The 23,114-nt window shown below is 63.4% G+C and carries 21 protein-coding genes; 15 read left to right on the plus strand and 6 right to left on the minus strand.

The genetic code is table 11. From position 1 onward, the window contains the following. Window positions 1-152: 152 nt before the first annotated feature. Window positions 153-827 carry a Crp/Fnr family transcriptional regulator gene (locus Q0687_RS09805; RefSeq protein WP_298875234.1) on the plus strand — a complete coding sequence of 225 codons (675 nt, stop codon included), beginning with the start codon at window positions 153-155 and terminating at the stop codon, window positions 825-827. A gap of 42 nt (window positions 828-869) precedes the next feature. On the opposite strand, the gene Q0687_RS09810 is transcribed toward Q0687_RS09805, so the two are convergent. Further along, window positions 870-2,126, minus strand: coding sequence for an MFS transporter (locus tag Q0687_RS09810; RefSeq protein WP_298875237.1), 1,257 nt, complete (start codon window positions 2,124-2,126; stop codon window positions 870-872). 123 nt (window positions 2,127-2,249) lie between these two features. After that, on the minus strand, window positions 2,250-3,092 hold the full coding sequence (locus tag Q0687_RS09815; protein WP_298875240.1) for a uroporphyrinogen-III synthase: 843 nt from the start codon (window positions 3,090-3,092) through the stop codon (window positions 2,250-2,252). A gap of 160 nt (window positions 3,093-3,252) precedes the next feature. Here Q0687_RS09815 and purU point away from each other — a divergent pair, with 160 nt between their 5' ends. Further along, window positions 3,253-4,116 (plus strand): formyltetrahydrofolate deformylase, encoded by an 864-nt coding sequence (gene purU / locus Q0687_RS09820; RefSeq protein ID WP_298875243.1) that lies wholly within the window; start codon window positions 3,253-3,255, stop codon window positions 4,114-4,116. 72 nt (window positions 4,117-4,188) lie between these two features. Here the strand turns inward: purU and Q0687_RS09825 are convergent, their stop codons facing one another. Beyond that, window positions 4,189-4,461, minus strand: a complete 273-nt coding sequence (locus tag Q0687_RS09825; protein ID WP_298875419.1) for a hypothetical protein — start codon at window positions 4,459-4,461, stop codon at window positions 4,189-4,191. A 512-nt stretch (window positions 4,462-4,973) separates the two neighbouring features. Here Q0687_RS09825 and Q0687_RS09830 point away from each other — a divergent pair. The 6 genes from Q0687_RS09830 (at window position 4,974) to Q0687_RS09855 (ending at window position 10,838) form a co-directional block, all read left to right on the plus strand. Further along, complete coding sequence (locus Q0687_RS09830) at window positions 4,974-6,158, plus strand: ABC transporter substrate-binding protein (RefSeq protein ID WP_298875246.1); 1,185 nt, start codon at window positions 4,974-4,976, stop codon at window positions 6,156-6,158. 171 nt (window positions 6,159-6,329) lie between these two features. After that, the gene (locus Q0687_RS09835) at window positions 6,330-7,199 is read left to right on the plus strand and encodes a branched-chain amino acid ABC transporter permease (RefSeq protein WP_298875249.1); all 870 of its coding nucleotides are present in this window, start codon (window positions 6,330-6,332) and stop codon (window positions 7,197-7,199) included. An 8-nt stretch (window positions 7,200-7,207) separates the two neighbouring features. Further along, window positions 7,208-8,236: a branched-chain amino acid ABC transporter permease gene (locus Q0687_RS09840; RefSeq protein WP_298875252.1), complete on the plus strand. Its 1,029-nt coding sequence runs from the start codon at window positions 7,208-7,210 to the stop codon at window positions 8,234-8,236. Continuing rightward, entirely contained in the window at window positions 8,233-8,988 is a 756-nt protein-coding gene (locus tag Q0687_RS09845; protein WP_298875255.1) for an ABC transporter ATP-binding protein, read from the plus strand. The genes Q0687_RS09840 and Q0687_RS09845 overlap by 4 nt, the downstream gene beginning before the upstream one ends. Further along, window positions 8,981-9,697, plus strand: a complete 717-nt coding sequence (locus tag Q0687_RS09850; RefSeq protein ID WP_298875258.1) for an ABC transporter ATP-binding protein — start codon at window positions 8,981-8,983, stop codon at window positions 9,695-9,697. The genes Q0687_RS09845 and Q0687_RS09850 overlap by 8 nt, the downstream gene beginning before the upstream one ends. A 22-nt stretch (window positions 9,698-9,719) precedes the next feature. Beyond that, entirely contained in the window at window positions 9,720-10,838 is a 1,119-nt protein-coding gene (locus Q0687_RS09855) for a cobalamin-independent methionine synthase II family protein (RefSeq protein ID WP_298875260.1), read from the plus strand. A 104-nt stretch (window positions 10,839-10,942) separates the two neighbouring features. Here the strand turns inward: Q0687_RS09855 and Q0687_RS09860 are convergent, their stop codons facing one another. Next, window positions 10,943-12,661: a caspase family protein gene (locus tag Q0687_RS09860; RefSeq protein ID WP_298875263.1), complete on the minus strand. Its 1,719-nt coding sequence runs from the start codon at window positions 12,659-12,661 to the stop codon at window positions 10,943-10,945. A gap of 164 nt (window positions 12,662-12,825) precedes the next feature. On the opposite strand from Q0687_RS09860, the gene Q0687_RS09865 reads away from it, so the two are divergent. The 4 genes from Q0687_RS09865 (at window position 12,826) to Q0687_RS09880 (ending at window position 18,604) form a co-directional block, all read left to right on the plus strand. Continuing rightward, complete coding sequence (locus Q0687_RS09865; RefSeq protein ID WP_298875266.1) at window positions 12,826-14,181, plus strand: hypothetical protein; 1,356 nt, start codon at window positions 12,826-12,828, stop codon at window positions 14,179-14,181. A 61-nt stretch (window positions 14,182-14,242) separates the two neighbouring features. Continuing rightward, a complete protein-coding gene (gene metK / locus Q0687_RS09870; protein WP_298875269.1) occupies window positions 14,243-15,439 on the plus strand; it encodes a methionine adenosyltransferase in 1,197 nt (398 codons plus the stop codon). Window positions 15,440-15,561: 122 nt separating this feature from the next. Continuing rightward, a complete protein-coding gene (gene ahcY, locus Q0687_RS09875; protein WP_298875272.1) occupies window positions 15,562-16,983 on the plus strand; it encodes an adenosylhomocysteinase in 1,422 nt (473 codons plus the stop codon). 160 nt (window positions 16,984-17,143) lie between these two features. After that, entirely contained in the window at window positions 17,144-18,604 is a 1,461-nt protein-coding gene (locus Q0687_RS09880) for an NAD(P)/FAD-dependent oxidoreductase (RefSeq protein ID WP_298875275.1), read from the plus strand. A 20-nt stretch (window positions 18,605-18,624) separates the two neighbouring features. Here the strand turns inward: Q0687_RS09880 and Q0687_RS09885 are convergent, their stop codons facing one another. Then, window positions 18,625-19,854 (minus strand): MFS transporter, encoded by a 1,230-nt coding sequence (locus Q0687_RS09885; RefSeq protein WP_298875277.1) that lies wholly within the window; start codon window positions 19,852-19,854, stop codon window positions 18,625-18,627. 34 nt (window positions 19,855-19,888) lie between these two features. After that, window positions 19,889-20,599 (minus strand): SDR family oxidoreductase, encoded by a 711-nt coding sequence (locus Q0687_RS09890; RefSeq protein ID WP_298875282.1) that lies wholly within the window; start codon window positions 20,597-20,599, stop codon window positions 19,889-19,891. Window positions 20,600-20,803: 204 nt separating this feature from the next. On the opposite strand from Q0687_RS09890, the gene Q0687_RS09895 reads away from it, so the two are divergent. The 3 genes from Q0687_RS09895 to Q0687_RS09905 all read left to right on the plus strand — a co-directional run bounded on the left by Q0687_RS09895 (window position 20,804) and on the right by Q0687_RS09905 (window position 23,108). Then, window positions 20,804-21,727 (plus strand): LysR family transcriptional regulator, encoded by a 924-nt coding sequence (locus Q0687_RS09895; RefSeq protein WP_298875285.1) that lies wholly within the window; start codon window positions 20,804-20,806, stop codon window positions 21,725-21,727. A gap of 152 nt (window positions 21,728-21,879) precedes the next feature. Beyond that, complete coding sequence (locus Q0687_RS09900; RefSeq protein ID WP_014493894.1) at window positions 21,880-22,035, plus strand: hypothetical protein; 156 nt, start codon at window positions 21,880-21,882, stop codon at window positions 22,033-22,035. 143 nt (window positions 22,036-22,178) lie between these two features. Further along, window positions 22,179-23,108, plus strand: coding sequence for an aspartyl/asparaginyl beta-hydroxylase domain-containing protein (locus Q0687_RS09905; protein ID WP_298875320.1), 930 nt, complete (start codon window positions 22,179-22,181; stop codon window positions 23,106-23,108). Window positions 23,109-23,114 lie beyond the last annotated feature (6 nt).

The raw sequence follows: 23,114 nt of genomic DNA on the forward strand, positions 1-23,114 counted from the left end.
AGGGGAAAGCGCTATTTTGAAATGTCTCCGGGCTGACAATTCTCGACAAAGTTTTTCGGGCGAGGGCGTTCGTAAGGATGGCGGCCTGAACGAATATGCTGCAATGCAACAAAAGGATGGAGTGACGTAACGGTGCGGCTGGCCTCTCGATCATGATTTCAGAGGATCAACTGAGGCGCTTCGCAGCCTGGTCGCGCGAGCTTACGCCGGCGGAGATCGAGGTCGCGCGTGGCGGGATCACCGAGCGGTCCTACCGCACCGGCGAGACCGTGTTCATGCGCGGCGACAAGTTCGACTATTGGGCCGGCATGGTCAGGGGCCTCGCCCGCATGGGTGGCGTGTCACGCGACGGCAAGGAGACCAGCCTTGCGGGGCTCACAGCAGGCGCCTGGTTCGGCGAGGGCAGCGTGCTGAAGAACGAATTGCGCCGCTACGACGTGGTCGCGCTCCGGGACAGTCGCGTTGCGCTGATGGAGCGTAGCGCCTTCATGTGGCTGTTCGAGAACAGCGTCGCCTTCAACCGCTTCTTGGTGCGTCAGCTCAACGAGCGGCTCGGCCAGTTCATCGGCATGCTCGAGGTCAACCGTACGCTCGATGCGACGTCGCGGCTTGCCCGCAGCATTGCCTCGCTGTTCAACCCGATCCTCTATCCGGAATCGACCGCGCATCTGGAGATCACCCAGGAGGAGATCGGCGCGCTCTCCGGCATGTCCAGGCAGAACGCCAACCGCGCGCTGAACCGGCTCGAGAAGGAGGGGCTGCTGCGGCTCGAATATGGCGGCGTCACCATTCTCAATGTCGAGCGGCTGCGCGGATACGGGGATTAGAGCGTTTTCAAGCGAAGTAGACACCGGTTCGCGTCAAGAACTCTAGCGCGCATTGGCGGGGGCGTGCACCGGCCAGAGGTCGGCGCGCCAACGGATGGCGATCGCGAGCATCGCGATGAAGCCTGCGGCAGCGTAGAGCGAGCCCGTCGCCGAGAAGCCGATGAGATCAATCAGGCTGCCGGCGGCGAGCAATCCGATCGGCAGGCCGTAGATCACCATCATCCGCACGCCCATGACGCGGCCGCGCAGGTGCGCGCTGGCTGTCTTCATCAGGATCACGGCAGCCGATATCATCGACATGCTCTGGGCGATGCCAGCGAGCACAAGGCAGGCCATCGCCACGGGTATAGTCCTGATTTCGACGAACACCAGCAGCAGCGTGTACCAAGCCAGTGTGGCGCCGATCAGAAGCCGGGCAATGCGCAGGCCACTGACCAGGCTGAGGGTAATGGAGCCGATCAGCGAGCCCAGGGCGAAGCTTGCCGAAAGGTAACCAAGACCGGTCTGATCGGTATGAAAGATATCGCGCGCGATGTAGGGCAGCAGCCCATTCGTCAGCGGAAAGGCGGTGAGATTGGCCAGGAATGCGACACACAGCGCGGCCAACATCGCCGGCCCATTCCAGGAATAGACGAGGCCTTCCTTGAGATCGCGCAGCAGCCGCGAGCCGGAATGGCTTTCCACCAGGCGGTGCTCGGCGGATTTCGGCAGTCGGGTCAGGCAGAACATCAGACCGGCGGCCAAGACATAGAGGCAGGCGATTACCACATAGACCTTGCCAATGCCGAAGGTTGCGAACAATCCGGCTCCCGTCAGCGCCCCGGCGATGCGGGCGCTGTCCTGGGTCGTGCGTGACAGGCTGATCGCCCCCACCAGCAGTTCTGACGGCATGATGTCGGCGAGCAGCGCGCTGCGAAGACCGAGATCCGACGAGCGGATCAGGCCCATGATCGTCACGATGATCATCACCTTGAGCGGCGCCAGATGGCCTGATAGCGCCAGCACCATGATGGTCGAGGCGAGCACGGTATAGGTGAGACGCAGCACGACAAGAAGTTCGCGGTGACCCATGCGGTCACCGACCATCCCGAGCACAGGAGCGATCAGCGTTCCGACATATTGCAGCGAGGCGAGTACGGTCAGTAGCAGCACCGAGCCGGTTTCGACCAGGATGTACCAGCCGAGCACCAGCGTCTCGATCTCGAACGCCCAGGAGGTGAGCAGGTCCGACGGCCATTGAAAGCGATAATTGCGGATGCGGAATGGTGCTAGCGCCGAGCGCCGCGTGGCTGCGCTCACAACGCGATGACGCGTGTCACGGCGATTCCCTGCCTGTGTTGTTTCTTCTTGGTGCAGGGCAAACTAGCGCCGGCGATGCGCGTGTCAATCGCAGCCACCGCGGGCCGCCCCTGCGCTCGGCTCCTACCTCGCTGCGGCTCCCTGCTTCCGCTCGGAAAGCGCCGTGGCCATCGCCGAGATCAACGGGCGCATGAAGAAGGCTTCATCGGGCGGCGATACGTCGGTGCGCAAACCATGCGCGGCGAGTTCGCCGGAGACTGAAGGTCCGACGGAGGCGATCAGCGTCCGGTCGAATCCCGCGCGCAGCTTCGCCTCGCAGCCATGCACCTTGGCGGCCTCGATCAGCCGGCGGACCTGGCCGAGATTGGTCAGCGCGATGGAATCGATTCGTCCCGCCGCCATATCGTCGATGGCGGCAACGATATTGGTATCAGCAGCTTTGGAGTCGTAGACGTAGGGCAGCACCGTATCGACCTCTGCACCTTGCGTGGCCAGCGCACCGATCAAAGCGCTGTGGTCCTTGTCAGGATAAAGTTGGAGGCCGAGGCGATGTCCCTTCAAATCGAGTTTGCCCAGCATCTCGATCACGCCCTCGGTGGTCGGCTTCTCCGTGGTCTGCTGCGCCTCGAGCGACAGTTCGCGCAGGGCTTTGCCGGGTTTCGGCCCACGGGTGAATTTTCGCGATTTGGCCAGCGCCGCGACAAAAGCCTGGTCGAGCCCGCGTGCGCCCGCGAGCTTCATGACCCGCCGCAGGCCCTCGCCGGTCATCAGCACGAGGTCGTCGAACGGCTTGTCGATGGCGCGGCGGATCCAGGCCTCAACCGGAGCGGCGTCCGGCGCATCCTGGATGGTGAACATCGGACACTGCACGACCTCGGCGCCTTGCTCGGCCAGGAGTTTTGAGAACTGCGCCTCCTCGCGGGTCTCCAGGATCAGGATGCGGGTGCCGTTCAAGCGGTCGGCCATGGGCGTGCTCCGGTCAGTCCAAAATCGCAATCGTCCGTTCATCCTGACTCCGTCGTCGGGATTGGCGCAAGGGCGGGGTGGTGCTAGAGCAGGACGCAAAATCGCGGATCGTTCCGCAGGCCTGCACAAACCGTTATCAAGAGCCGTCTTTTCAACCGCCATGCCCGATCATCAATACGTGCTGACCCTGTCCTGTCCGGATCGCCCCGGCATCGTCTCGGCGGTGTCGACCTTCCTGGCGAACTCCGGACAGAACATTCTCGACGCCCAGCAGTTCGACGACGTAGAGACCAAGAAGTTCTTCATGCGCGTGGTGTTCACCGCGGCCGATCTTGCCGTGGAATTGGCCGCGCTCCAGACCGGCTTTGCCGCGATCGCAGAGCGCTTCGGCATGGAGTGGCAGATGCGGGACCGCGCCGCGCATCGCAAGGTGATGCTGCTGGTGTCGAAGTCCGACCACTGCCTGGTCGATATTCTCTATCGCTGGCGCACCGGCGAATTGCCGATGACGCTCGCTGCGATCGTCTCCAATCATCCGCGCGAGGTCTATGCCGGGCTCGATTTTGGCGAGATCCCGTTCCGCTATCTGCCCGTGACCAAGGAGACCAAGCGCGAGCAGGAGGCGCAGATCCTCGATCTCGTCGCCAAGACCGGGACCGATCTCGTCGTGCTTGCCCGCTACATGCAGATCCTGTCGGATGATTTGTCGGCCAAGCTGTCCGGCCGCTGCATCAACATCCACCACTCGTTCCTGCCGGGCTTCAAGGGCGCAAAGCCCTATCACCAGGCCCATGAGCGCGGCGTGAAGCTGATCGGCGCCACCGCCCATTACGTCACGCGTGATCTCGACGAAGGTCCGATCATTGACCAGGATGTGGAGCGCATCAGCCATCGCGACACGCCTGAGGATCTCGTTCGCAAAGGCCGCGACATCGAGCGCCGCGTGCTGGCGCGCGCGATTCGCTATCATCTCGACGATCGAGTCATCCTCAACGGTAGAAAGACCGTGGTGTTCGTCGACTAGCGAATAGTGAGTGGCGAGTAGCGAATGGAAAAGGTGGCCATATTCGCCACTCCCTATTCGCCATTCGTCACCTCAGCGCATCGCGTCGCCCGAACTCGACCCGGTCGCGCCTTTCTGCGCCTGCTGATGCGCCGCCGGCATCAGCCGCTTGCGCTCGCGCTCCTTCATGTAAGCCTCGTATTGCGGTGTACCCGGCCGGGGCGGGGCATCCGCCGGCAGGCCGCCGGCCCATTGCGGGATGTAATCGCCCACTCCGGCCGAGAGTTTTTCGTTGACCGTGCCGCAGCCGGACAGGCCCGCGGCGAGCGCGAGCAGGGACACGATGGAACGGAAATGTCTGGACATAGTCGGCTGCTGCAATTGGGACGAGGGACCGGACGCCGGACGAACGGCGCGACCGGAACGGTAGCCTTCAACAAGGTAAAATAGACTTATTCGAGATAGGTATAAAAATACCTTGAAATTGAAGATCGATTCTCTGATGTGCGGATTCTGCAAGTGAAAATCGAAATCCTCCATCCCAGGTGGCGAACGCCTTCTTAGACTGCGGCCGCCGGCTCGCGACAATCTGCTTGGCCGGCGCGAGGGCTTTTTCGTTGACAGCTCCAGTTCATTTGTACAATCGTACAAATGAACTGGAGCGAACTCGGGGCTCGGGTTACCCGACGTGACCGCGACATCGTTCTCCAATGCGCGGACATTGCGCGGAATGGTCGCCAAACGTCCGATTGACAATGAGGGCGCGAAAGACGCCATGTGGCGCGCGATATCGCTCGTGCGTGGGTTAAAGTCAGGCAAGGACCGAGACAATCGGTCCACCGCACAAGAAGGTCAGGAATGAAGGGGAGGGACATCTGATGTTCGAACACAAGACGTTTTCTCGGGCGGCTGCCATTGCCGCCGTCGCGGGTCTAGCGGGCCTTGCACCGGTCAAGGCGGAAGACACCGTCAAGGTCGGTCTGATCCTGCCCATGACCGGTGGCCAGGCCTCGACCGGCAAGCAGATCGAGAACGCGATCAAGCTCTATATGCAGCAGAACGGCGATACCGTCGCCGGCAAAAAGATCGAGATCATCGTCAAGGACGATGCAGCGATCCCGGACAAGACCAAGACCGCGGCGCAGGAACTGATCGTCAACGACAAGGTCAGCTTCATCGGCGGCTTCGGCGTGACGCCGGCCGCGCTGGCCGCCGCTCCGCTGGCGACGCAGGCCAAGATTCCGGAAGTGGTAATGGCGGCTGGCACCTCCATCATCACCGAGCGCTCGCCCTATATCGTGCGCACCAGCTTCACACTGGCGCAGTCCTCGACCATCATCGGCGACTGGGCGGTGCAGAACGGCATCAAGAAGGTGGCGACCCTGACCTCGGACTACGCGCCGGGCAATGATGCGCTCAACTTCTTCAAGGAGCACTTCACTGCCGGCGGTGGCGAGGTGGTCGAGGAAGTCAAGACGCCGCTCGCCAACCCCGACTTCGCGCCGTTCCTGCAGCGCATGAAGGATGCCAAGCCCGACGCGATCTTCGTGTTCGTGCCGGCGGGCCAGGGCGGCAACTTCATGAAGCAATATGCCGAGCGTGGGCTCGACAAGGCCGGCATCAAGGTAATCGGACCGGGCGACGTCACCGACGACGATCTGCTCAACAACATGGGCGACGCCGTGCTCGGGACCGTGACCGCGCACATCTATTCGGCGGCGCATCCCTCGCAGATGAACAAGGACTTCGTCGCCGCCTACAAGAAGGCGTTCGGCAATCGTCCGGGCTTCATGGCGGTGAGCGGCTATGACGGCATTCACCTGATCTACGAAGCCCTGAAGAAGACCAACGGCGACACCGACGGCACCAAGTTGGTGGAAGCCATGAAGGGTCAAAAGTGGGAGAGCCCGCGCGGCCCGATCTCGATCGATCCGGAGACGCGCGACATCATCCAGAATGTCTATATCCGCAGGGTCGCAAGGTCGAAGTCTGACGGCGAGCTCTACAATGTCGAGTTCCAGGTCTTCGAGGCCGTCAAGGATCTCGGCAAGACCAAGAAGTGACGCGAAAGCGCGTCATCCCCGAGCGCGCTTGGCGGGCATCGGGAATCTCGTGAGCCACTTCCTGCGTCGTGCCCGGGCTTGACCCGGGCATCCACGCGGGAGCCGAAACAAGAACGTGGATGGCCGGGACAAGCCCGGCCATGATGAGACGAGTAACTCCAAGCTGAGACGATGACCTCAATCCTCACCAACCTGTTCGATGGCGTAGCCTACGGCATGCTGCTGTTCGTGCTGGCTTGCGGGCTCGCGGTCACGCTCGGCCTGATGAACTTCGTCAATCTCGCCCATGGCGCCTTCGCCATGGCCGGTGGTTATGTCTGCATGCTGCTGGTGAACCAGCACGGCTGGCCGTTCTTCGCGGCATTGCCGCTCGCTTTCGTCTCGTCGGCAGTAATCGGCATCGTGCTCGAGCGCGCGCTTTACCGCCACCTCTATACGCGCAGCCATCTCGACCAGGTGTTGTTCACAATCGGCCTCACATTCATGTCGGTCGCGGCGGTGGACTACATGCAGGGCTCCTCCCGTGTCTTCATCAATCTGCCGGCTGCGCTGGAGGGCCAGTTCGATGTGTTCGGCGTCGGTATCGGCCGCTACCGGCTGATGATCATCGTGATCTGCGGCTTGCTCACGATCGGTCTGCAGATGGTGCTCGCCAAGACGCGTTTCGGCAGCCGGCTGCGCGCCGCCGTCGATGATCCCCGCGCCGCAAGCGGTCTTGGCATCAACGTGCCGCAGGTGTTCGCCTTCACCTTTGCATTCGGATGCGGTCTCGCAGGTCTCGGCGGCGCGCTGAGCGCCGAGATTCTCGGCCTCGATCCGTATTTCCCGCTGAAGTTCATGATCTACTTCCTGATCGTGGTCACCGTCGGCGGTTCCTCCTCGATCACCGGCCCGTTTCTGGCCTCTCTTCTGCTCGGCATCGGCGACGTCGCCGGCAAATATTACGTACCGAAGATGGGACCCTTCGTGATCTACACCATGATGATCGTGATCCTCATCTGGCGCCCGAACGGCCTGTTCGGCCGCACGGCTGCGCGCTGAGCTTGCCGATGAGCGCTTCTTCCGACGTCGGTTTCCACGCTCAGCGGCATGCTCGCTGGCACTATGGCGAAGCGGCCTTCTGGCTTATCGTGCTGGCCTGCGGCTTCCTGTTTCCGTCGCGCTATCTGATCATGACCGATATCCTGCGGCTGGCGCTGTTTGCGATGTCGCTCGATCTCATCCTCGGCTACGCCGGCATCGTCTCACTCGGCCACGCTGCCTTCTTCGGCGTCGGCGCCTATGCAGCGGGGCTTCTGGCGCTTCATGGCGTCATCAACGAGCCGGTGCTGGCGCTGATCGCCGCGGGCCTTGCCGCGACGGTGCTGGGATTTGCCACCAGCTTCCTGGTGATCCGCGGCGTCGACCTGACCCGGCTGATGGTGACGCTGGGCATCGCCTTGCTGCTGGAGGCGCTCGCCGAGCGCTTCTCCAACATCACCGGCGGCACCGACGGCCTGCAGGGTATCGAGATGCAGCCGATCCTCGGCCAGATCCCGTTCGACATGTTCGGCAAGGCCGGTTTCTTCTATTCGCTGGCCGTGCTGTTCGTGCTGTTCCTGCTCGCCCGGCGCATCGTGCATTCGCCGTTCGGCCTGTCGCTGCGCGCGATCAAGAATAACCCGCTGCGCGCTGCCGCGATCGGCATTCCCGTCAACCGCCGCCTGATCGCGATCTATACGTTTGCGGCCTTCTATGCCGGCATCGCAGGGGCGCTGTTCACCCAGACCACCGCGATCGCCTCGCTCGATGTGTTCGCATTCGACCGCTCCGCCGATCTGATGCTGGTGCTCGTCATCGGCGGCACCGGCTATCTCTATGGCGGCCTGATCGGCGCGGTGATCTTCCGCATGCTGCAGGAAGTGTTCTCGACCATCACCCCGCAATATTGGCAGTTCTGGATCGGGCTGGTGCTGGTCGTGATCGTGCTGGTCGGCCGCCAGCGGCTGCACTATGGTGTGCTGTTCCTGCCCAATCTGCTGATCAAGCAGATTGCAGGGCGCAAGGCGGTCGTGACCGTGCCGGAGAGCGAGGCATGACCATCGCTCTCGAAACCCAAAATCTCGAAAAGACCTTTGGCGGTCTGCGCGTGACGCGCGATCTGTCGCTCAGGATCGAGCAGGGCGCCCGCCATGCGCTGATCGGCCCGAACGGCGCCGGCAAGACCACGGTCATCAACCAACTCACCGGTGTGCTCAAGCCGAATTCGGGCCGCATCTTGCTCGAAGGCCAGGACATCACCGATCTGCCCGTGCACAAGCGCGTGTTGCGTGGACTGTCGCGCACCTTCCAGATCAACCAGCTCTATCCCGATCTCACTCCGCTGGAGACCATCGGCCTTGCCGTCTCAGAGCGCCTCGGCCATGGCGGCGACTGGTGGCGGCGGATGGGCACGCGTAGCGACGTCAACGGCGAAATCGCCGATCTCCTGACGCGCTTCCATCTGCTCGACGTCATGAACGAGCAGACCGTGACGCTGCCCTATGGCAAGCAGCGGCTGCTCGAGATTGCCGTCGCGATCGCCGCCAAGCCGCGCGTGCTGCTGCTGGACGAGCCTGCCGCCGGCGTGCCCGAGAGCGAGCGCCACGATATTCTCGCGGTCGTCGGCAGCCTGCCGCGCGACGTCACGGTGCTGCTGATCGAGCACGACATGGACCTCGTGTTCTCCTTTGCCGACCGCATTTCGGTCCTGGTTTCCGGTGCGCTGCTGACCGAAGGCCCGCCCGACCAGGTCGCGCGCGATCCGCAGGTGAAGGCGGTCTATCTCGGCGAGGAGGCGGTCAATGTCTGACCTGCTCGCAATCGATCAGCTTCGCGCCGGCTATGGCGAGGCGGTGGTGCTGCCGAAGATGACGCTGAACCTCGCCGAGGGGCAGGTGCTGGCGCTGCTGGGCCGTAACGGTACCGGCAAGACCACGCTGATCAACTCCATCGTCGGCGTCACCCGTCGCTTCTCGGGCTCGGTCACGCTCGCTGGCACTGACGTCACGAGCTTGCGGCCCGACCAGCGGGCGCGTGCCGGCATCGGTTGGGTGCCGCAGGAGCGCAACATCTTCCGCTCGCTGACCGTGGAAGAGAATATGACCGCGGTGGCGCAGCCCGGTCCCTGGACGGTCGAGAAGGTCTACGAGATGTTCCCGCGGCTGAAGGAGCGCCGCAGCAATTTCGGCAACCAGCTTTCCGGAGGCGAGCAGCAGATGCTGGCGATCGGCCGCGCGCTGACCCTCAACCCGAAGGTCCTGCTGCTGGACGAGCCGACCGAGGGCTTGGCCCCCATCATCGTCGAGGAGCTTTTGAAGGCGATCGGGACTATCACGCGGGCGGGCGGTATCTGCTCGATCATCGTCGAGCAGAACGCGCAAAAGATTCTGGGGCTCGCCGACCGTGTTGTGATATTGGAGCGCGGAACGATCGTCCACGACGCCCCGAGCGCCGCGCTGAAGGCCGACCCGTCGGTCCTCGAGCGCCACCTCGGCGTCGCAGGGGCGGCGGCCCACTAAGAAATATCTTGGGAGTTAAGATATGCAGCGAACCAAAGCCCCCTTCCGCGCCGACGAGGTCGGCAGCCTTCTGCGCCCCGCCAAGATCAAGGACGCACGCGCGAAACTCGAGAAGGGCGAGATCTCGGCCGACGATCTGCGCAAGATCGAGGACATGGAGATCGAGAAGGTCGTGCACAAGCAGGCCTCGGTCGGCTTGAAGCTCGCGACCGACGGCGAATTCCGCCGCTCCTGGTGGCATTTCGACTTCCTGGCCAAGCTCACCGGCTGCGAGCTGTTCCACCCCGACACGGGCATCCAGTTCGCCGGCGTGCAGACCCGTCACGACGCGGTGCGGGTGATCGACAAGCTCGATTTCTCCGACGATCACCCTATGCTCGACCACTTCCGCTTCCTGAAGAAGATCGCCGACCAGGCTCACGTCACCGCCAAGATGACGATCCCCTCGCCAGCCGTGCTGCACTTCCGCGGCGGCCGCAAGTCGATCTCCAAGGATGTCTATCCCGATCTCGACGCCTTCTACGAGGATCTCGGCAAAACCTACCGCAAGGCCGTGAAGGCGTTCTACGACGCCGGCTGCCGCTATCTGCAGTTCGACGACACCGTGTGGGCCTATCTCTGCTCGCCCGATGAACTGCAGAAGGCGCGTGAGCGCGGCGACCATCCAGACGGGCTCCAGCAGATCTACGCCCGCATCATCAACTATGCGCTGGCGGAGAAGCCTGCCGACATGGTGGTGACGACGCATGTCTGCCGCGGCAATTTCCGCTCGACCTGGATTTCTTCGGGTGGCTACGAGCCGGTGGCCGAGACCATGCTCGCCGGCACCAATTACGACGGCTATTTCCTCGAATATGACAGCGACCGCGCCGGCGGCTTCGAGCCGCTGCGTTTCCTGCCCAAGGGCAACAAGGTCGTCGTGGTCGGCGTCATCACCTCGAAGTTTGGCGAGCTCGAGAAAAAGGACGACATCAAGCGTCGTCTCGAAGAGGCCGCCAAGTTTGTCCCCCTGGAGCAGCTCGCCCTGTCGCCGCAGTGCGGCTTTGCCTCGACGGAAGAGGGCAACATCCTCTCCGAGGAAGAGCAGTGGGCGAAGCTGAGCCTTGCGGTGGAAATCGCGAAGGAAGTGTGGGGCAATTAACGCATGGCGTCATTCCGGGGCGCGCTTCGCGTGAACCCGGAATCTCGAGATCCCGGGTCTGGTGCTTGCGCACCATCCCGGGATGACGACGCGCAAGCGCGTCGTCACTTCTCCGCCAGATAGACCTCGCCCAGCAGCGAGGAATTCGACCACGGCACCTGCTTGTTCTTCGTGGTCGAGACCACCTCGGCCCGCACCCGCGTCAGCATCTGCTGCACTTCGAGACCCGGTGTGCCGAGATGGCGGGACAGCGCGGCGGAGAAGGGCGAATTGGCGCCTTCGCCGTCGAGCGCGACCTGGCCCGGCGCGGTCGCGAATGCGATCAGCGTGCCGGCCCCCAGCGTCGCACCGGAACCGAGGCTCGACGGTGCGGCGAGGCCCGAGGCGCCCTCGATGCCGCGGCTGCTGCCGGCGTTGGCGACCTGCTGCGCCATCGGATTGTTGCGGCAGGCATCGAAGATCAAGATGTTGGTGCGAACCTGGTCGTCAAGGCCGGCCATGATCGTGTCCATGTCGATCATCGCCTCGGTCATGCCAGTGCCCGGCTTGAGCTCGACATCGACGGGAATGAGATAGTTGCGGCCGTCGATCTGCACGCCATGGCCGGCGTAATAGACCAGGGCCACCTGCGCCCGCGCCGCCTCGCGCAAGAAGTCGCGCGTCATCTTCTGCATCGTGGCGCGGTCGAGGTCGACGCCCTCCGACACGATGAAGCCGATGTCGCGCAGGCTCTTCGCAACGGCACGTGCGTCGTTCGGCGGATTGGGCAGCGCCTTCACATGCGCATAGGCGCCGTTGCCGATGACCAATGCCATGCGAGCGCCGCGAACAGATGGTGCAGGGGAGAGCTGCGGTGCTGCGCCCGCGTGCTGCGGGGCTGGCGCCGGTGCCGGCTGCTGCGTTGGCGATGGTGCATCGCGCGGGATCGGCACGGCTGCGACCGTCACCAGCGACAGCCGCACCTTTGCGGTGGCCTGATTGGCCTTGCTGACCGCATCGGAAGCCATGATCGCCAGTGTCGCGTTGTAGTCCTCGCGGGCGTGCGCGTAGTCGCCTTTCGCCTCATAGGCCAGCGCGCGATGAGTGTAGCCGGAGATCAGCACGCTGTTCGGCGGCGTCATGATGTTGGCGGGCGATTTCTCCTTGGCGAGCCGGATTGCCTCGCTGCCATCGGCAATGGCGCGATCGAAATCGCCCCTGGCGCGCCAGATCGCGGTGCGGCTGATCAGCGGCTGCGGCAGCGTCGGGTCGAGCCGGATCGCCTGGTTGATGTCGGCGAGCGCGGCGTCGAGATCGCCGAGCGCCTCTTTCGAGATGCCGCGGTTCAGCAACGAGAACGCCGATTTCGGATCGGCCTTGATGGCGGCGTCGTAATCGGCAATCGCCTTGGCGTAGTCGCGCTTGCCGCGCCAGGCATTGCCGCGATTATGGAAGATGCTGGCGCTGGGCGGCCCGAGCTTGAGCGCATCGTCGAAATCGGCGATGGCGATGTCGTAGTCGCCCTTGTCGTAATAGGCCGATCCCCTGAGATTGTAGACCGGCTGGCTTGGCTGCAGCCGGATCGCTTCAGTCGTGTCGGCGATGACCTTTGCGTAGTCGCCCTTCTTGTTCCAGCCGACCGCGCGCCAGAAATAGACGGTCGCGAGCTGCTCGCCCTTGAAAACCTTCAGGGCAATGATCTTGGTGCAGGCGTCGACCATCTGGTCCGCCGGCGTAGTCTCGGTCGTGCAAAGCGGCCCCAGCTGGCTGCGCGATTGGGCGGAGCAGGGCGCCGACCACAGCGCCGGGATGAGCAGGCAGAGCGCAACGAACAGGCGGCGCATGATGTTGATCCCATCAGGAGAAGTGCCTGTTTGTTGCCCGGCGGCCCCTCGGGGTTCGCGCACGCGTCATTGGACGTTGGGTAAATCAATCGACGCTATTCCATCAGTGGGCAGAATTTGGTACGACGCAGATCCCAACTTTTCTGCCCACCACCCTCCCATCCATGAAGAACGACGAAATCCTGAGCCAAATCACGGAGTTCTGCCGCAAGGCGGACATGGCGGAATCGACGTTTGGCCGGCGTGCGGTGAACGATGGGAAGCTCGTGCAGCGCCTGCGCGAGGGCAAGCGCATCACCATCGACACGCTGGAGCGGATCCAGGCCTATATCGCGGCATCCACGACCGGCGGCCTGCCGCAGCCTCGGGGGCTTCAGGTGCCGCCGGAAAAACGCGATCCGCGCGGCAATTTCCGCTTTTTCGAGAACCGGCAGAAATATCTGCTGTTCGTCCACACCTGCAGCGAAAAGCGGGTGATCGCCGACCGGGTGGCGCTGGAGCTTTCCACCATCCATCCGCGGCCGCCGGCGCTGCGCATTTTCGATGCCGGTGTCGGCGACGGCACGGTGCTGGCGCGGGTGCTGCGCGCCACGCATCAGCGCTACCCGCACATGCCGTTCTACGTGGCTGGCAAGGAGCTCAGCCTCGAGGATCTGCGCCTGACGCTGGAGAAGGTGCCGGATCGCATTTTCGAGCACCCAGCGTCGGTTTTCGTCTTCACCAACATGTTCTATTCCGAGGCGCCCTGGCTGACCCCGGCCTCGCCCGCCGCAGCTGCCGCCACCGTGTGGCACGAGGTCCCGCTGCGGGGCGCCTCATCGGGCGAGTTCGAGCAGCAAATCGCCGAGTTACGGCCGTTCCTGGAGCAGAATTGGCGTGCCGCGATCAGCCCGCGGACGGCGATGCCGCTCTACGAGCGGCCGGTCGTGCTCGTGCTCTACCGCGACGACCATCGATTCCTGCTCGATTCGACCATTCCGCGGCCCGGGCAGACCGAGGCCAATTTTGATCTCGTGATCGCATCCCAGCCATACCGGGCCCTGTCGTCGGTCAATTTCCGGGCCAAGCGGATCATTGCACCGCTGGCGCGGGCGTTGCGGCCGGGCGGCCGCCTGATCGGAATCCACTCCCATGGGCACGATCCCGGCATGGAAATGATCCAGGCGATCTGGCCCGGAGAAAACCCTTTCTCGGTGAGCCGTCATGAGCTATTGCGCGCCGTTAAGTACGAGCTCGGATCGTTGGGCCGCGACCTGAATTTTAATGCTTATGCGGATAACCGTTCGATCTTCAGGTATGATATGGAAGCGCTGCCCAACGAGGTGACGGGTACGATCGGAACCTCGACAGCCTTTGCAGCGTGGAATGCGGCGGTGTATGTCGCTCAGATTGAGGACGACCGGTTGACAGATATGACTCAAAACGGCCGCACTCTGGATGCCGCCAGGGATGTGCTGCGGAAGTACAACGGGCTCTGGTTTCTCGACGAATCCTACGTCATCTCGCGCCGGCGTGATTGACATCATCCAACTGTAAATATCGCAAACGTCCGCCGGTCGCGGTGGAACAAGGGGTTTCTTGATGCGCGCGTCCTATCTCTTCACCAGCGAGTCGGTGTCCGAAGGCCATCCGGACAAGGTCTGTGACCGGATCTCCGATGAAATCGTCGACCTGTTCTACCGCGAAGGGCCGAAAGCCGGCATCGATCCGTGGCAGATCCGTGCCGCCTGCGAGACGCTGGCGACCACCAACAAGGTGGTGATTGCCGGTGAGACCCGCGGTCCGAAGTCGGTCACCAACGAGCAGATTGAGAGCGTCGTGCGCGAGGCGATCAAGGACATCGGCTACGAGCAGGAAGGCTTCCACTGGCAGAGGGCCGACATCGAGATCCTGCTGCATCCGCAGTCGGCCGACATCGCCCAGGGCGTTGACGCGCTGCAGCCGGGCGAGGTCAAGGAAGAAGGCGCGGGCGACCAGGGCATCATGTTCGGTTACGCCACCAACGAGACGCCCGACCTGATGCCCGCGCCGATCTTCTATGCCCACAAGATCCTCCGCATGATCTCGGAAGCCCGCCACTCCGGCAAGGAGAAGGTGCTCGGTCCCGATTCCAAGAGCCAGGTCACCGTGCAGTACGAGAACGGCAAGCCGGTCGGCGTGCGCGAGATCGTGGTGTCGCACCAGCATCTGGTCGAGGACCTCACCTCCAAGCAGATTCGCGACATCGTCGAGCCCTATGTGCGCGAGGCGCTGCCGAAGGACTGGATCACGCCAAAGACCATCTGGCACATCAATCCGACCGGCAAGTTCTTCATCGGTGGCCCCGATGGTGACGCCGGCCTGACCGGCCGCAAGATCATCGTCGACACTTACGGCGGCGCGGCCCCGCACGGCGGCGGCGCGTTCTCGGGGAAGGATCCGACCAAGGTTGACCGTTCGGCCGCTTATGCCGCCCGCTACGTCGCCAAGAACATCGTGGCTGCCGGTCTTGCCGACCGCTGCACGCTGCAGCTCGCCTACGCCATCGGCGTGGCGCGCCCGCTGTCGATCTACATCGACACCCACGGCACCGGTAAGGTGCCGGAGGATCAGCTCGAGAAGGCCGCCGCCAAGGCGATGGACCTGACCCCGCGCGGCATCCGCACCCATCTCGATCTCAACCGTCCGATCTACGCGCGCACCTCGGCCTACGGCCATTTCGGCCGGACGCCTGACAACGAGGGCGGCTTCTCCTGGGAGAAGACCGATCTCGTCGAAGCGCTCAAGCGCGCGGTTTGAGTCACTTGCGTCATTCCGGGACGCCCCGATAGCGGCGGACCCGGAATCTCGATCCTCCGGATTCCGGGTTCGCTCGTTTCACGAGCGCCCCGGAATGACCGGCCAAACAAACAGGAACCCCCATGAACGCGAAGCCCGGCTTCACCGATTACATCGTCAAGGACATTTCGCTCGCCGATTTCGGCCGCAAGGAACTCTCGCTGGCCGAGACCGAGATGCCCGGCCTTATGGCCACCCGCGAGGAGTTCGGCCCGAAGCAGCCGCTGAAGGGCGCGCGCATCGCCGGCTCCCTGCACATGACGATCCAGACCGGCGTGCTGATCGAGACGCTGGCAGCGCTCGGCGCCGACATCCGCTGGGTCTCCTGCAACATCTATTCGACGCAGGACCACGCCGCCGCGGCGATCGCCGCCGCCGGCATTCCCGTCTTCGCCGTCAAGGGTGAGACGCTCAAGGACTACTGGGACTACACCGCAAAGCTGTTCGACTGGCACGGCGGTGGTCATCCGAACATGATCCTCGATGACGGCGGCGACGCCACCATGTACGTCCATCTCGGACTGCGCGCCGAGAACGGCGATACTGCATTCCTGGACAAGCCGGGCTCGGAAGAAGAGGAAGTGTTCTTCGCGCTTCTGAAGAAGCAGCTCAAGGAGAAGCCGAAGGGCTACTTCGACGAGATCGCCAAAAGCATCAAGGGCGTCTCCGAAGAGACCACCACGGGCGTGCACCGTCTCTATGACATGCAGAAGGCCGGCACGTTGCTGTGGCCTGCCATCAACGTCAACGACAGCGTCACCAAGTCGAAGTTCGATAACCTCTACGGCTGCCGTGAATCGCTGGTCGACGGCATCCGCCGGGGCACCGACGTGATGATGTCGGGCAAGGTCGCGATGGTCGCGGGCTTCGGCGACGTCGGCAAGGGCTCGGCCGCCTCGCTGCGCCAGGCTGGCTGCCGCGTGATGGTGTCGGAAGTCGATCCGATCTGCGCGCTGCAGGCGGCGATGGAAGGCTACGAGGTCACGACGATGGAAGACGCCGCCCCGCGCGCCGACATCTTCGTCACCGCGACCGGCAACAAGGACATTATCACGATCGAGCACATGCGCGCGATGAAGGATCGCGCCATCGTCTGCAACATCGGCCACTTCGACAACGAGATCCAGATCGCGGGTCTGCGCAATCTGAAGTGGACCAACATCAAGCCGCAGGTTGACGAGATCGAATTCCCCGACAAGCACCGCATCATCATGCTGTCGGAAGGCCGCCTCGTGAACCTCGGCAACGCGATGGGCCATCCGTCCTTCGTGATGTCGGCGTCTTTCACCAACCAGACGCTGGCGCAGATCGAGCTGTTCGCCAACAACAAGGACGGCAAGTACAAGAAGGAAGTCTACGTGCTGCCGAAGACGCTCGATGAGAAGGTCGCGCGCCTCCACCTCGCGAAGATCGGCGTCAAGCTCACCGAGCTGCGCAAGGACCAAGCCGACTATATCGGCGTCAAGCAGGAAGGCCCGTACAAGTCGGACCATTACCGCTACTGACCGGCTGATCACATCGACCATCGACGCGAAGCCCCGGAGCGATCCGGGGCTTTGTTGTTTCGGGGCGTGGAATTCACCTCGCTTTGCGGCTGTCTGACGGTCGATTGCCGATTGACCGCCAGGAGAGACGGGCTGACAATCCTCCCCGGCGGAGGAAACCATGCAGCAAGAACATTTCGACGTGCTGATCGTCGGTGCCGGGCTATCGGGCGTCGGCGCGGGCTACCATCTGCAGACCAAGTGCCCGGGCAAGAACTACGTCATTCTCGAGGGACGCGACTGCATGGGCGGCACCTGGGACCTGTTTCGCTATCCCGGCATCCGCTCGGACAGCGATATGTTCACGCTCGGCTATTCCTTCAAGCCGTGGACCGATCCGAAGGCGATCGCCGACGGGCCACAGATCCTGAACTACGTGCGCGAGACCGCAGCCGAGAACGGTATCGACAAGCACATTCGCTTCCGCCATCGCATCAAGCGCGCGGCGTGGTCGACGCCGGAGGCGCGCTGGACCGTCGAGGTCGAGCGCACGGCAGGTGAGGGCGCCACCGAGCTCGTGCGCTTCACCTGCAATTTCCTGTTCATGTGCGCGGGCTACTACAAATACGAGGCGGGCTATACGCCGGAATTCAATGGCGTCTCTGATTTTGCCGGCCGCATCGTGCATCCGCAGAAGTGGACCGAGGATATCGACTACGCCGGCAAGCGCGTCGTCGTGATCGGTTCGGGCGCAACGGCGGTGACGCTGGTGCCGGAGCTCGCCAAGACAGCGGCGCAGGTCACCATGCTGCAGCGCTCGCCGACCTATGTGGTGTCGCGTCCGGCGCAGGACCCTGTCGCCAACAAACTGCGACGCAACCTGCCGGCGCGGTTGGCCTATCATCTGATCCGCTGGCGCAACGTGATGTGGGGCATGTTCTTTTTCCAGCTCAGCCGGCGGCGGCCGGACAAGGTGAAGAACCTGATCCTCGGTGGCGTCCGTATGGCGCTCGGGCCGGACTACGACATCGCGACCCATTTCACGCCGCGCTACAACCCCTGGGACCAGCGGCTCTGCCTCGTGCCGGACGGCGATCTTTTCAAGGCAATCCGCGAAAAGCGCGCCGCCGTGGTTACCAACGAGATCGACAGTTTCACCCACGACGGCATCCGCCTCAAGGACGGCAGCGAGCTTCCCGCCGACATCATCGTGACTGCGACGGGCCTGGTGCTCCAGGTCGTCGGCGGCCTCGAGGTCAGCGTCGACGGCCGTACCGTCGATTTCGCCAAGACGCTCACCTACAAGGGCATGATGTATGCCGACGTGCCCAACATGGCGTCGGCCTTCGGCTACACCAATGCGTCCTGGACGCTGAAATGCGATCTTACCTGTGAATACGTCTGCCGGCTTATCAACTACATGGACCGGCATAATTTCCGGCAAGCCATGCCGCACAACGAGGACCCTGAGATCACCGCGCAACCGTCGCTGGATTTCACCTCGGGCTATGTGCAGCGCTCCGTCGCAAAGATGCCAAAGCAGGGCTCGAAGCGGCCATGGCGGCTGTACCAGAACTACGCTCTCGACATCGTCTCCTTGCGCTTTGGCAAGATCGATGACGGCGTGATGCGATATTCCTGATCACGCCGCCACCGTCGCGTCTAGGTCTTGCGCGTGGTGAGCGCGAGGCCGAGGTCGATCGCGAGCGCCAGCACGACGGCGCCGCCGCCGAGGGCGAACAGGACGAGATAGTCGCCGCCGGTGTTCGCATAGATCCACGAGAAGCCGTAAGCGGCGGCCGCCTGGAACAGCGCAAAGCTGGTCGTGGCCTGGCTCCATGTCGCACGCTGCTGCTCGCTGGAGTGCGGAACAAGTTCATGGATGCGTCCGAGTACCAGGGGGACGATGCCCGGCGTGAAGCCGCCAACCACGACGCTCGACACGATCAACGAAAGAGGTGCGGTGCTGACGGTGGGCAGCAGCACGGCGGCTGCTTCGATCAGAAAGGCTGCGCGCAAGGCCGGGCCGAATCCGGAGCGGTCGCCGAGATGGCCGGTGACCAGCGGGCCGACGATCGCGCCTAGGCCGTACAGCACCCAATAGCGCGATCCGGCGGCAATGCCCTGGCCAAGGCCTCGTGCCACGAAATCGACGATGAAGACCATGTACGGCACAAGCGCCACCGCGTTGAGTCCGTACTGGATCAGTAGTGCGCGGATGGCAGGAGAGGCATGTCGTTGCTTGGCATGATGCGGGGACGCCGCATCAGCCTTGGTTTCCGCAGGCCAGTTCCACCAGCTCGCGAATGTCAGCACGGCCGAGAGCACGCCGAGGCCAACCCAGCTCTGCCGCAAGCCCTGCTGCAGCAACAATGGCACCAGCGTGCCCGATGCCGCAACGCCGAGGCCAACGCCCGCAAAGATCACGCCACCGACGATGCCGCGGCGCGCCGGCGAGGTGTGCGGCAGAATGACGGACGCTGCCAGCACCATGATGATTCCGCCGGTGAGGCCGGAGAGAAAGCGCCAGGCGAAGAACCAGGTGAACGATAGAGGGGCCGAGCTGGCAAAGAAGGAGAGGGTCGCCAGCAGCATCATTGCGCGCAGCGCGCGCACGGCGCCGATGCGTGCAGCGACAGCCCGCGCCGCGAGCGCGCCGGCAAGATAGCCGGCGAGATTTGCTGCGCCGAGATAGACAACATCGGAGGCGTTGAACCATTTTGCCGCAATCAGCGCCGGTATCAGCGGCGTGTAAGAAAAGCGGGCGAGGCCAAGCCCGACCAGCGAGGCGGACAGTCCCGCCACTGCATAGCGCCACGTTTGTCGTAAGGTCGTACCCGGCCGCCTATGCGACCAAGCCTCGACATATTGCTTCGTGTCTACGTTGGTCATGTCATTGTCCTCGCGCGAGGGCGCGCGGATGCGCCTAATGGCCGGCGCTCTGGCCGCCGTCGACATGCAGGATCTCGCCAGTGACGAAAGACGCGCTCTCCAGGTAGAGCACGGCATCGACGATGTCGGACATCTCGCCCATGCGGCCGACCGGGTGCATCGCGCCGAGCTGGGCGTGCGTCGAGGCCGGGTGCATCGGCGACTTGATGACCCCGGGCGCAACCGCATTCACGCGGATGCCGCGCTTGGCATATTCGATCGCGAGCGACCTGGTTGCCGCGTTCAGCCCGCCCTTGCTCAGCGAGGCCAGCACCGAGGGCACCTTAGAGTTGGCCTGATCGACCAGTGTCGTGGTGATCTGGACGACGTGGCCAGATCCCTGCTTCTCCATCTCGGCGATGGCGAGCTGAGTGATGTTGAAGAAGCCTGCGACGTTGGTGCCCATCACAGCCGCATAGTCCTCTGCGGTATATTGCGTGAACGGCTTTGCGACGAAGATGCCGGCGTTGTTGACCAGCGTGTCGACGCGGCCGAAGCGGGCGATCGCCTGTGCGACTACGCGCTCGGCCGTTTTTCGGTCGGCGATGTCGCCGGCAACGGCGAGAACGTCGTCATCGCCCGACGGCTTGATCGACCTTGCCGTGGCGGCCACGCGATAATTGCGATCGCGAAAACCCTGAACGAGGGCGGCGCCGATGCCCTGCGATGCACCGGTGATGATGGCAACCTTCTGCTCGATACCCATGACGGGCTCCTGATGTTGATCCGTGCCAGCGCTCGCCGGCCTGGGGTCTGACGTAGGCCGCGGCGGCCCGGCTGCGAAGACGCGCCGTCCGGCAGACACTCTTTCGCGGCGCGCACGAATGCCGGACCGGCGCCAGGCGGGAGTTGTCGCGGTGGGGGCGAACGCCTAGCTTGGCGGTGGAAGCTCACAGGGCCGCGGGAAGGCATGGATCGTCTCGATGCAATGAAGGTGTTCGTCCTTGCGGTAGATGAAGGCAGCCTTGCCGCCGCGGGACGAAAGCTTGGTCGTTCGCCGGCGGCGGTCAGCCGCGCCATCGCCTTCCTGGAAGAGCGGGTCGGCGCCGAGCTGCTGCATCGGACCACGCGGTCAATCAAGCTGAGCGAAGAGGGCGAGCGCTACGTGGCGGTCTGCCGCCGCGTGCTGATCGAGCTGGAGGAAGCCGACGATATTGCCGCTGGCCCGCGCACCGCGCCGCGCGGCCTGCTCACGATCACGGCTCCGGTGGTGTCGGGCGAGATGGTGCTGCGGCCGATCCTGGATGCGTTTCTCGACGCCTATCCGACGGTATCGGCGAAGCTCCTCCTGTTCGACCGCGCGGTCAATCTCATCGATGAAGGCGTGGATATCGCGCTTCGCATCGGTCCGCTCGCGGACTCTGCGATGGTGGCGACGCGGATCGGTGAGGTCCGCCGTGTCGTCGTGGCCGCTCCTCGCTATCTCAAGCAACACCCGCAGATCGCGGAGCCAAGCGATCTCGCCAAGCATCAGGTCGTCGCGATGGCCCATCTTCCCAATTCATGGACGTTCAAACCGCCGAAAAACTCGTCAGCGCCCCGCACCGTCCAGTTCACCCCGCGTCTCACCGTCAGCAGCACCTATGCCGCCGTGGCTTCCGCCGTCGCCGGGCGCGGCGTTGCGCGAATGTACTCGTATCAGGTCGCCGAGCAGGTCGCGCGCGGCGAACTCGAGATCGTGCTTGCCGGTGACGAGGACCCGGAGATGCCGGTTCACCTGATCTGCCCGCAGGGTCGGCTCTCGGTGCCGAAGGTGCGCGCTTTCACCGACTTCGCAGTCCCCCGCCTCAAGAAGCAGTTCGCGCTACTTAAAAAGAGCATTGGTGCGCGCTAAACATTGCGGCCGCTCCGCGACTGCCAATGCGTTGTTTTGCGTATACGACCGCCAGCCTGAATCGGTGAAGGTTCCAAACGGTTAACGCCGATTTAACGGATGAGTCCTAGCCTGTCTCGGCCGGGGTTACTCGCGAGGCCGAGGTGAGCCCAATGGAAGCCCAGAAGATCGCGGTCGATGCCGTCGTCGCGCTGACCGATTGTGACCGCGACGCCGTCATTGCATTCATCCGCCGGCTTTATCTCGCCGGGGTCACCGACCCGAAGCGCCTGACCTTCAAGGGTCTCCAGGCGCTGTCCAGGGCGTAATCCGGCCGCTTCGGCCGATTTTGACTCCAGATTCCGCTCCCCGGGCGCTCCTGACTGTGATTGCAACCCCTTGGTGAATATCTTGCCGCTTGGGCGGGGTCGGGTTACACGACAATCCGGCTGGGTCACTCGGGATTGGGGAAATGCTGAAACAGCTTTTTGCGCCGCAACTTGTCATTTTGTATGTGCTTGTGGCATCGACGATTTACGTTCACTTCCGCGGCAAGCAGCGGCTGCGCTTCGCGCGCCAGCTCGGCGATCACTCGACCTATCTCGCGCCCTACAATGTGCTGATGTATGCGGGCTCGGCGGTGCCGAACAAGCCGGTGATCTCGGTCGAGCAGTTTCCCGAGTTGAAGCCGCTCAGCGAAAACTGGGAAACCATCCGCGACGAGGCTGTACGCCTGTTCGACGAGGGCTTCATCCGCGCCGCCGCCAAGAACAACGACTGGGGCTTCTACTCGTTCTTCAAGAGTGGCTGGAAGCGGTTTTACCTGAAATGGTACGACGACTTCCTGCCCTCGGCGAACACGCTGTGTCCGAAGACGGTGGAGCTGCTCAAGTCGATTCCGAGCGTCCACGGCGCAATGTTCGCGATGCTGCCGCCGGGCGGCAAGCTCGGCGCCCACCGCGATCCCTTCGCCGGCTCGCTCCGCTACCATCTCGGTCTCGTGACGCCGAACTCGAACAAGTGCCGAATCCTCGTCGATGGCGTCGAATGCGTCTGGCGCGATGGGGAAGCCTTCATGTTCGATGAGACTTTCATCCACAGGGCCGAGAATGCGACCGACGTCAATCGCATCATCCTGTTCTGCGACGTCGAGCGTCCGATGAAGTACGGCTTCATGACCGCGATCAATCGCTGGGTCAGCCATCACATCGTCAAGGCGTCGGCGACCCAGAACGTCGATGGCGAGCATGTCGGCGCGCTTAACAAGGTGTTCGGCAAGCTCTACGAGATCCATCTCGGCAGCCGAAAGGTCAAGGAGTGGAACCGCAACGTTTACTACTCGCTGAAATATTCGCTGACGGCGCTGGTTCTCGGCCTCATCGTATTCTCGGCGCTGAGGTGATCGGCG

This window comes from uncultured Bradyrhizobium sp., from assembly GCF_936928535.1.
Lineage (GTDB): Bacteria > Pseudomonadota > Alphaproteobacteria > Rhizobiales > Xanthobacteraceae > Bradyrhizobium.

What these genes read in the sequence shown, in the direction of transcription:
- Q0687_RS09865 (WP_298875266.1), top strand. Translation starts at nt 12,826, where the DNA reads ATGAAGAACGACGAAATCCTGAGCCAAATCACGGAGTTCTGCCGCAAG.
- Q0687_RS09905 (WP_298875320.1), top strand. Translation starts at nt 22,179, where the DNA reads ATGCTGAAACAGCTTTTTGCGCCGCAACTTGTCATTTTGTATGTGCTT.
- Q0687_RS09900 (WP_014493894.1), top strand. Translation starts at nt 21,880, where the DNA reads ATGGAAGCCCAGAAGATCGCGGTCGATGCCGTCGTCGCGCTGACCGAT.
- Q0687_RS09860 (WP_298875263.1), bottom strand. Translation starts at nt 12,661, where the DNA reads ATGCGCCGCCTGTTCGTTGCGCTCTGCCTGCTCATCCCGGCGCTGTGG.
- Q0687_RS09830 (WP_298875246.1), top strand. Translation starts at nt 4,974, where the DNA reads ATGTTCGAACACAAGACGTTTTCTCGGGCGGCTGCCATTGCCGCCGTC.
- Q0687_RS09880 (WP_298875275.1), top strand. Translation starts at nt 17,144, where the DNA reads ATGCAGCAAGAACATTTCGACGTGCTGATCGTCGGTGCCGGGCTATCG.
- Q0687_RS09890 (WP_298875282.1), bottom strand. Translation starts at nt 20,599, where the DNA reads ATGGGTATCGAGCAGAAGGTTGCCATCATCACCGGTGCATCGCAGGGC.
- Q0687_RS09815 (WP_298875240.1), bottom strand. Translation starts at nt 3,092, where the DNA reads ATGGCCGACCGCTTGAACGGCACCCGCATCCTGATCCTGGAGACCCGC.
- Q0687_RS09855 (WP_298875260.1), top strand. Translation starts at nt 9,720, where the DNA reads ATGCAGCGAACCAAAGCCCCCTTCCGCGCCGACGAGGTCGGCAGCCTT.
- metK (WP_298875269.1), top strand. Translation starts at nt 14,243, where the DNA reads ATGCGCGCGTCCTATCTCTTCACCAGCGAGTCGGTGTCCGAAGGCCAT.
- Q0687_RS09885 (WP_298875277.1), bottom strand. Translation starts at nt 19,854, where the DNA reads ATGACCAACGTAGACACGAAGCAATATGTCGAGGCTTGGTCGCATAGG.
- purU (WP_298875243.1), top strand. Translation starts at nt 3,253, where the DNA reads ATGCCCGATCATCAATACGTGCTGACCCTGTCCTGTCCGGATCGCCCC.
- ahcY (WP_298875272.1), top strand. Translation starts at nt 15,562, where the DNA reads ATGAACGCGAAGCCCGGCTTCACCGATTACATCGTCAAGGACATTTCG.
- Q0687_RS09835 (WP_298875249.1), top strand. Translation starts at nt 6,330, where the DNA reads ATGACCTCAATCCTCACCAACCTGTTCGATGGCGTAGCCTACGGCATG.
- Q0687_RS09895 (WP_298875285.1), top strand. Translation starts at nt 20,804, where the DNA reads ATGGATCGTCTCGATGCAATGAAGGTGTTCGTCCTTGCGGTAGATGAA.
- Q0687_RS09805 (WP_298875234.1), top strand. Translation starts at nt 153, where the DNA reads ATGATTTCAGAGGATCAACTGAGGCGCTTCGCAGCCTGGTCGCGCGAG.
- Q0687_RS09850 (WP_298875258.1), top strand. Translation starts at nt 8,981, where the DNA reads ATGTCTGACCTGCTCGCAATCGATCAGCTTCGCGCCGGCTATGGCGAG.
- Q0687_RS09845 (WP_298875255.1), top strand. Translation starts at nt 8,233, where the DNA reads ATGACCATCGCTCTCGAAACCCAAAATCTCGAAAAGACCTTTGGCGGT.
- Q0687_RS09825 (WP_298875419.1), bottom strand. Translation starts at nt 4,461, where the DNA reads ATGTCCAGACATTTCCGTTCCATCGTGTCCCTGCTCGCGCTCGCCGCG.
- Q0687_RS09840 (WP_298875252.1), top strand. Translation starts at nt 7,208, where the DNA reads ATGAGCGCTTCTTCCGACGTCGGTTTCCACGCTCAGCGGCATGCTCGC.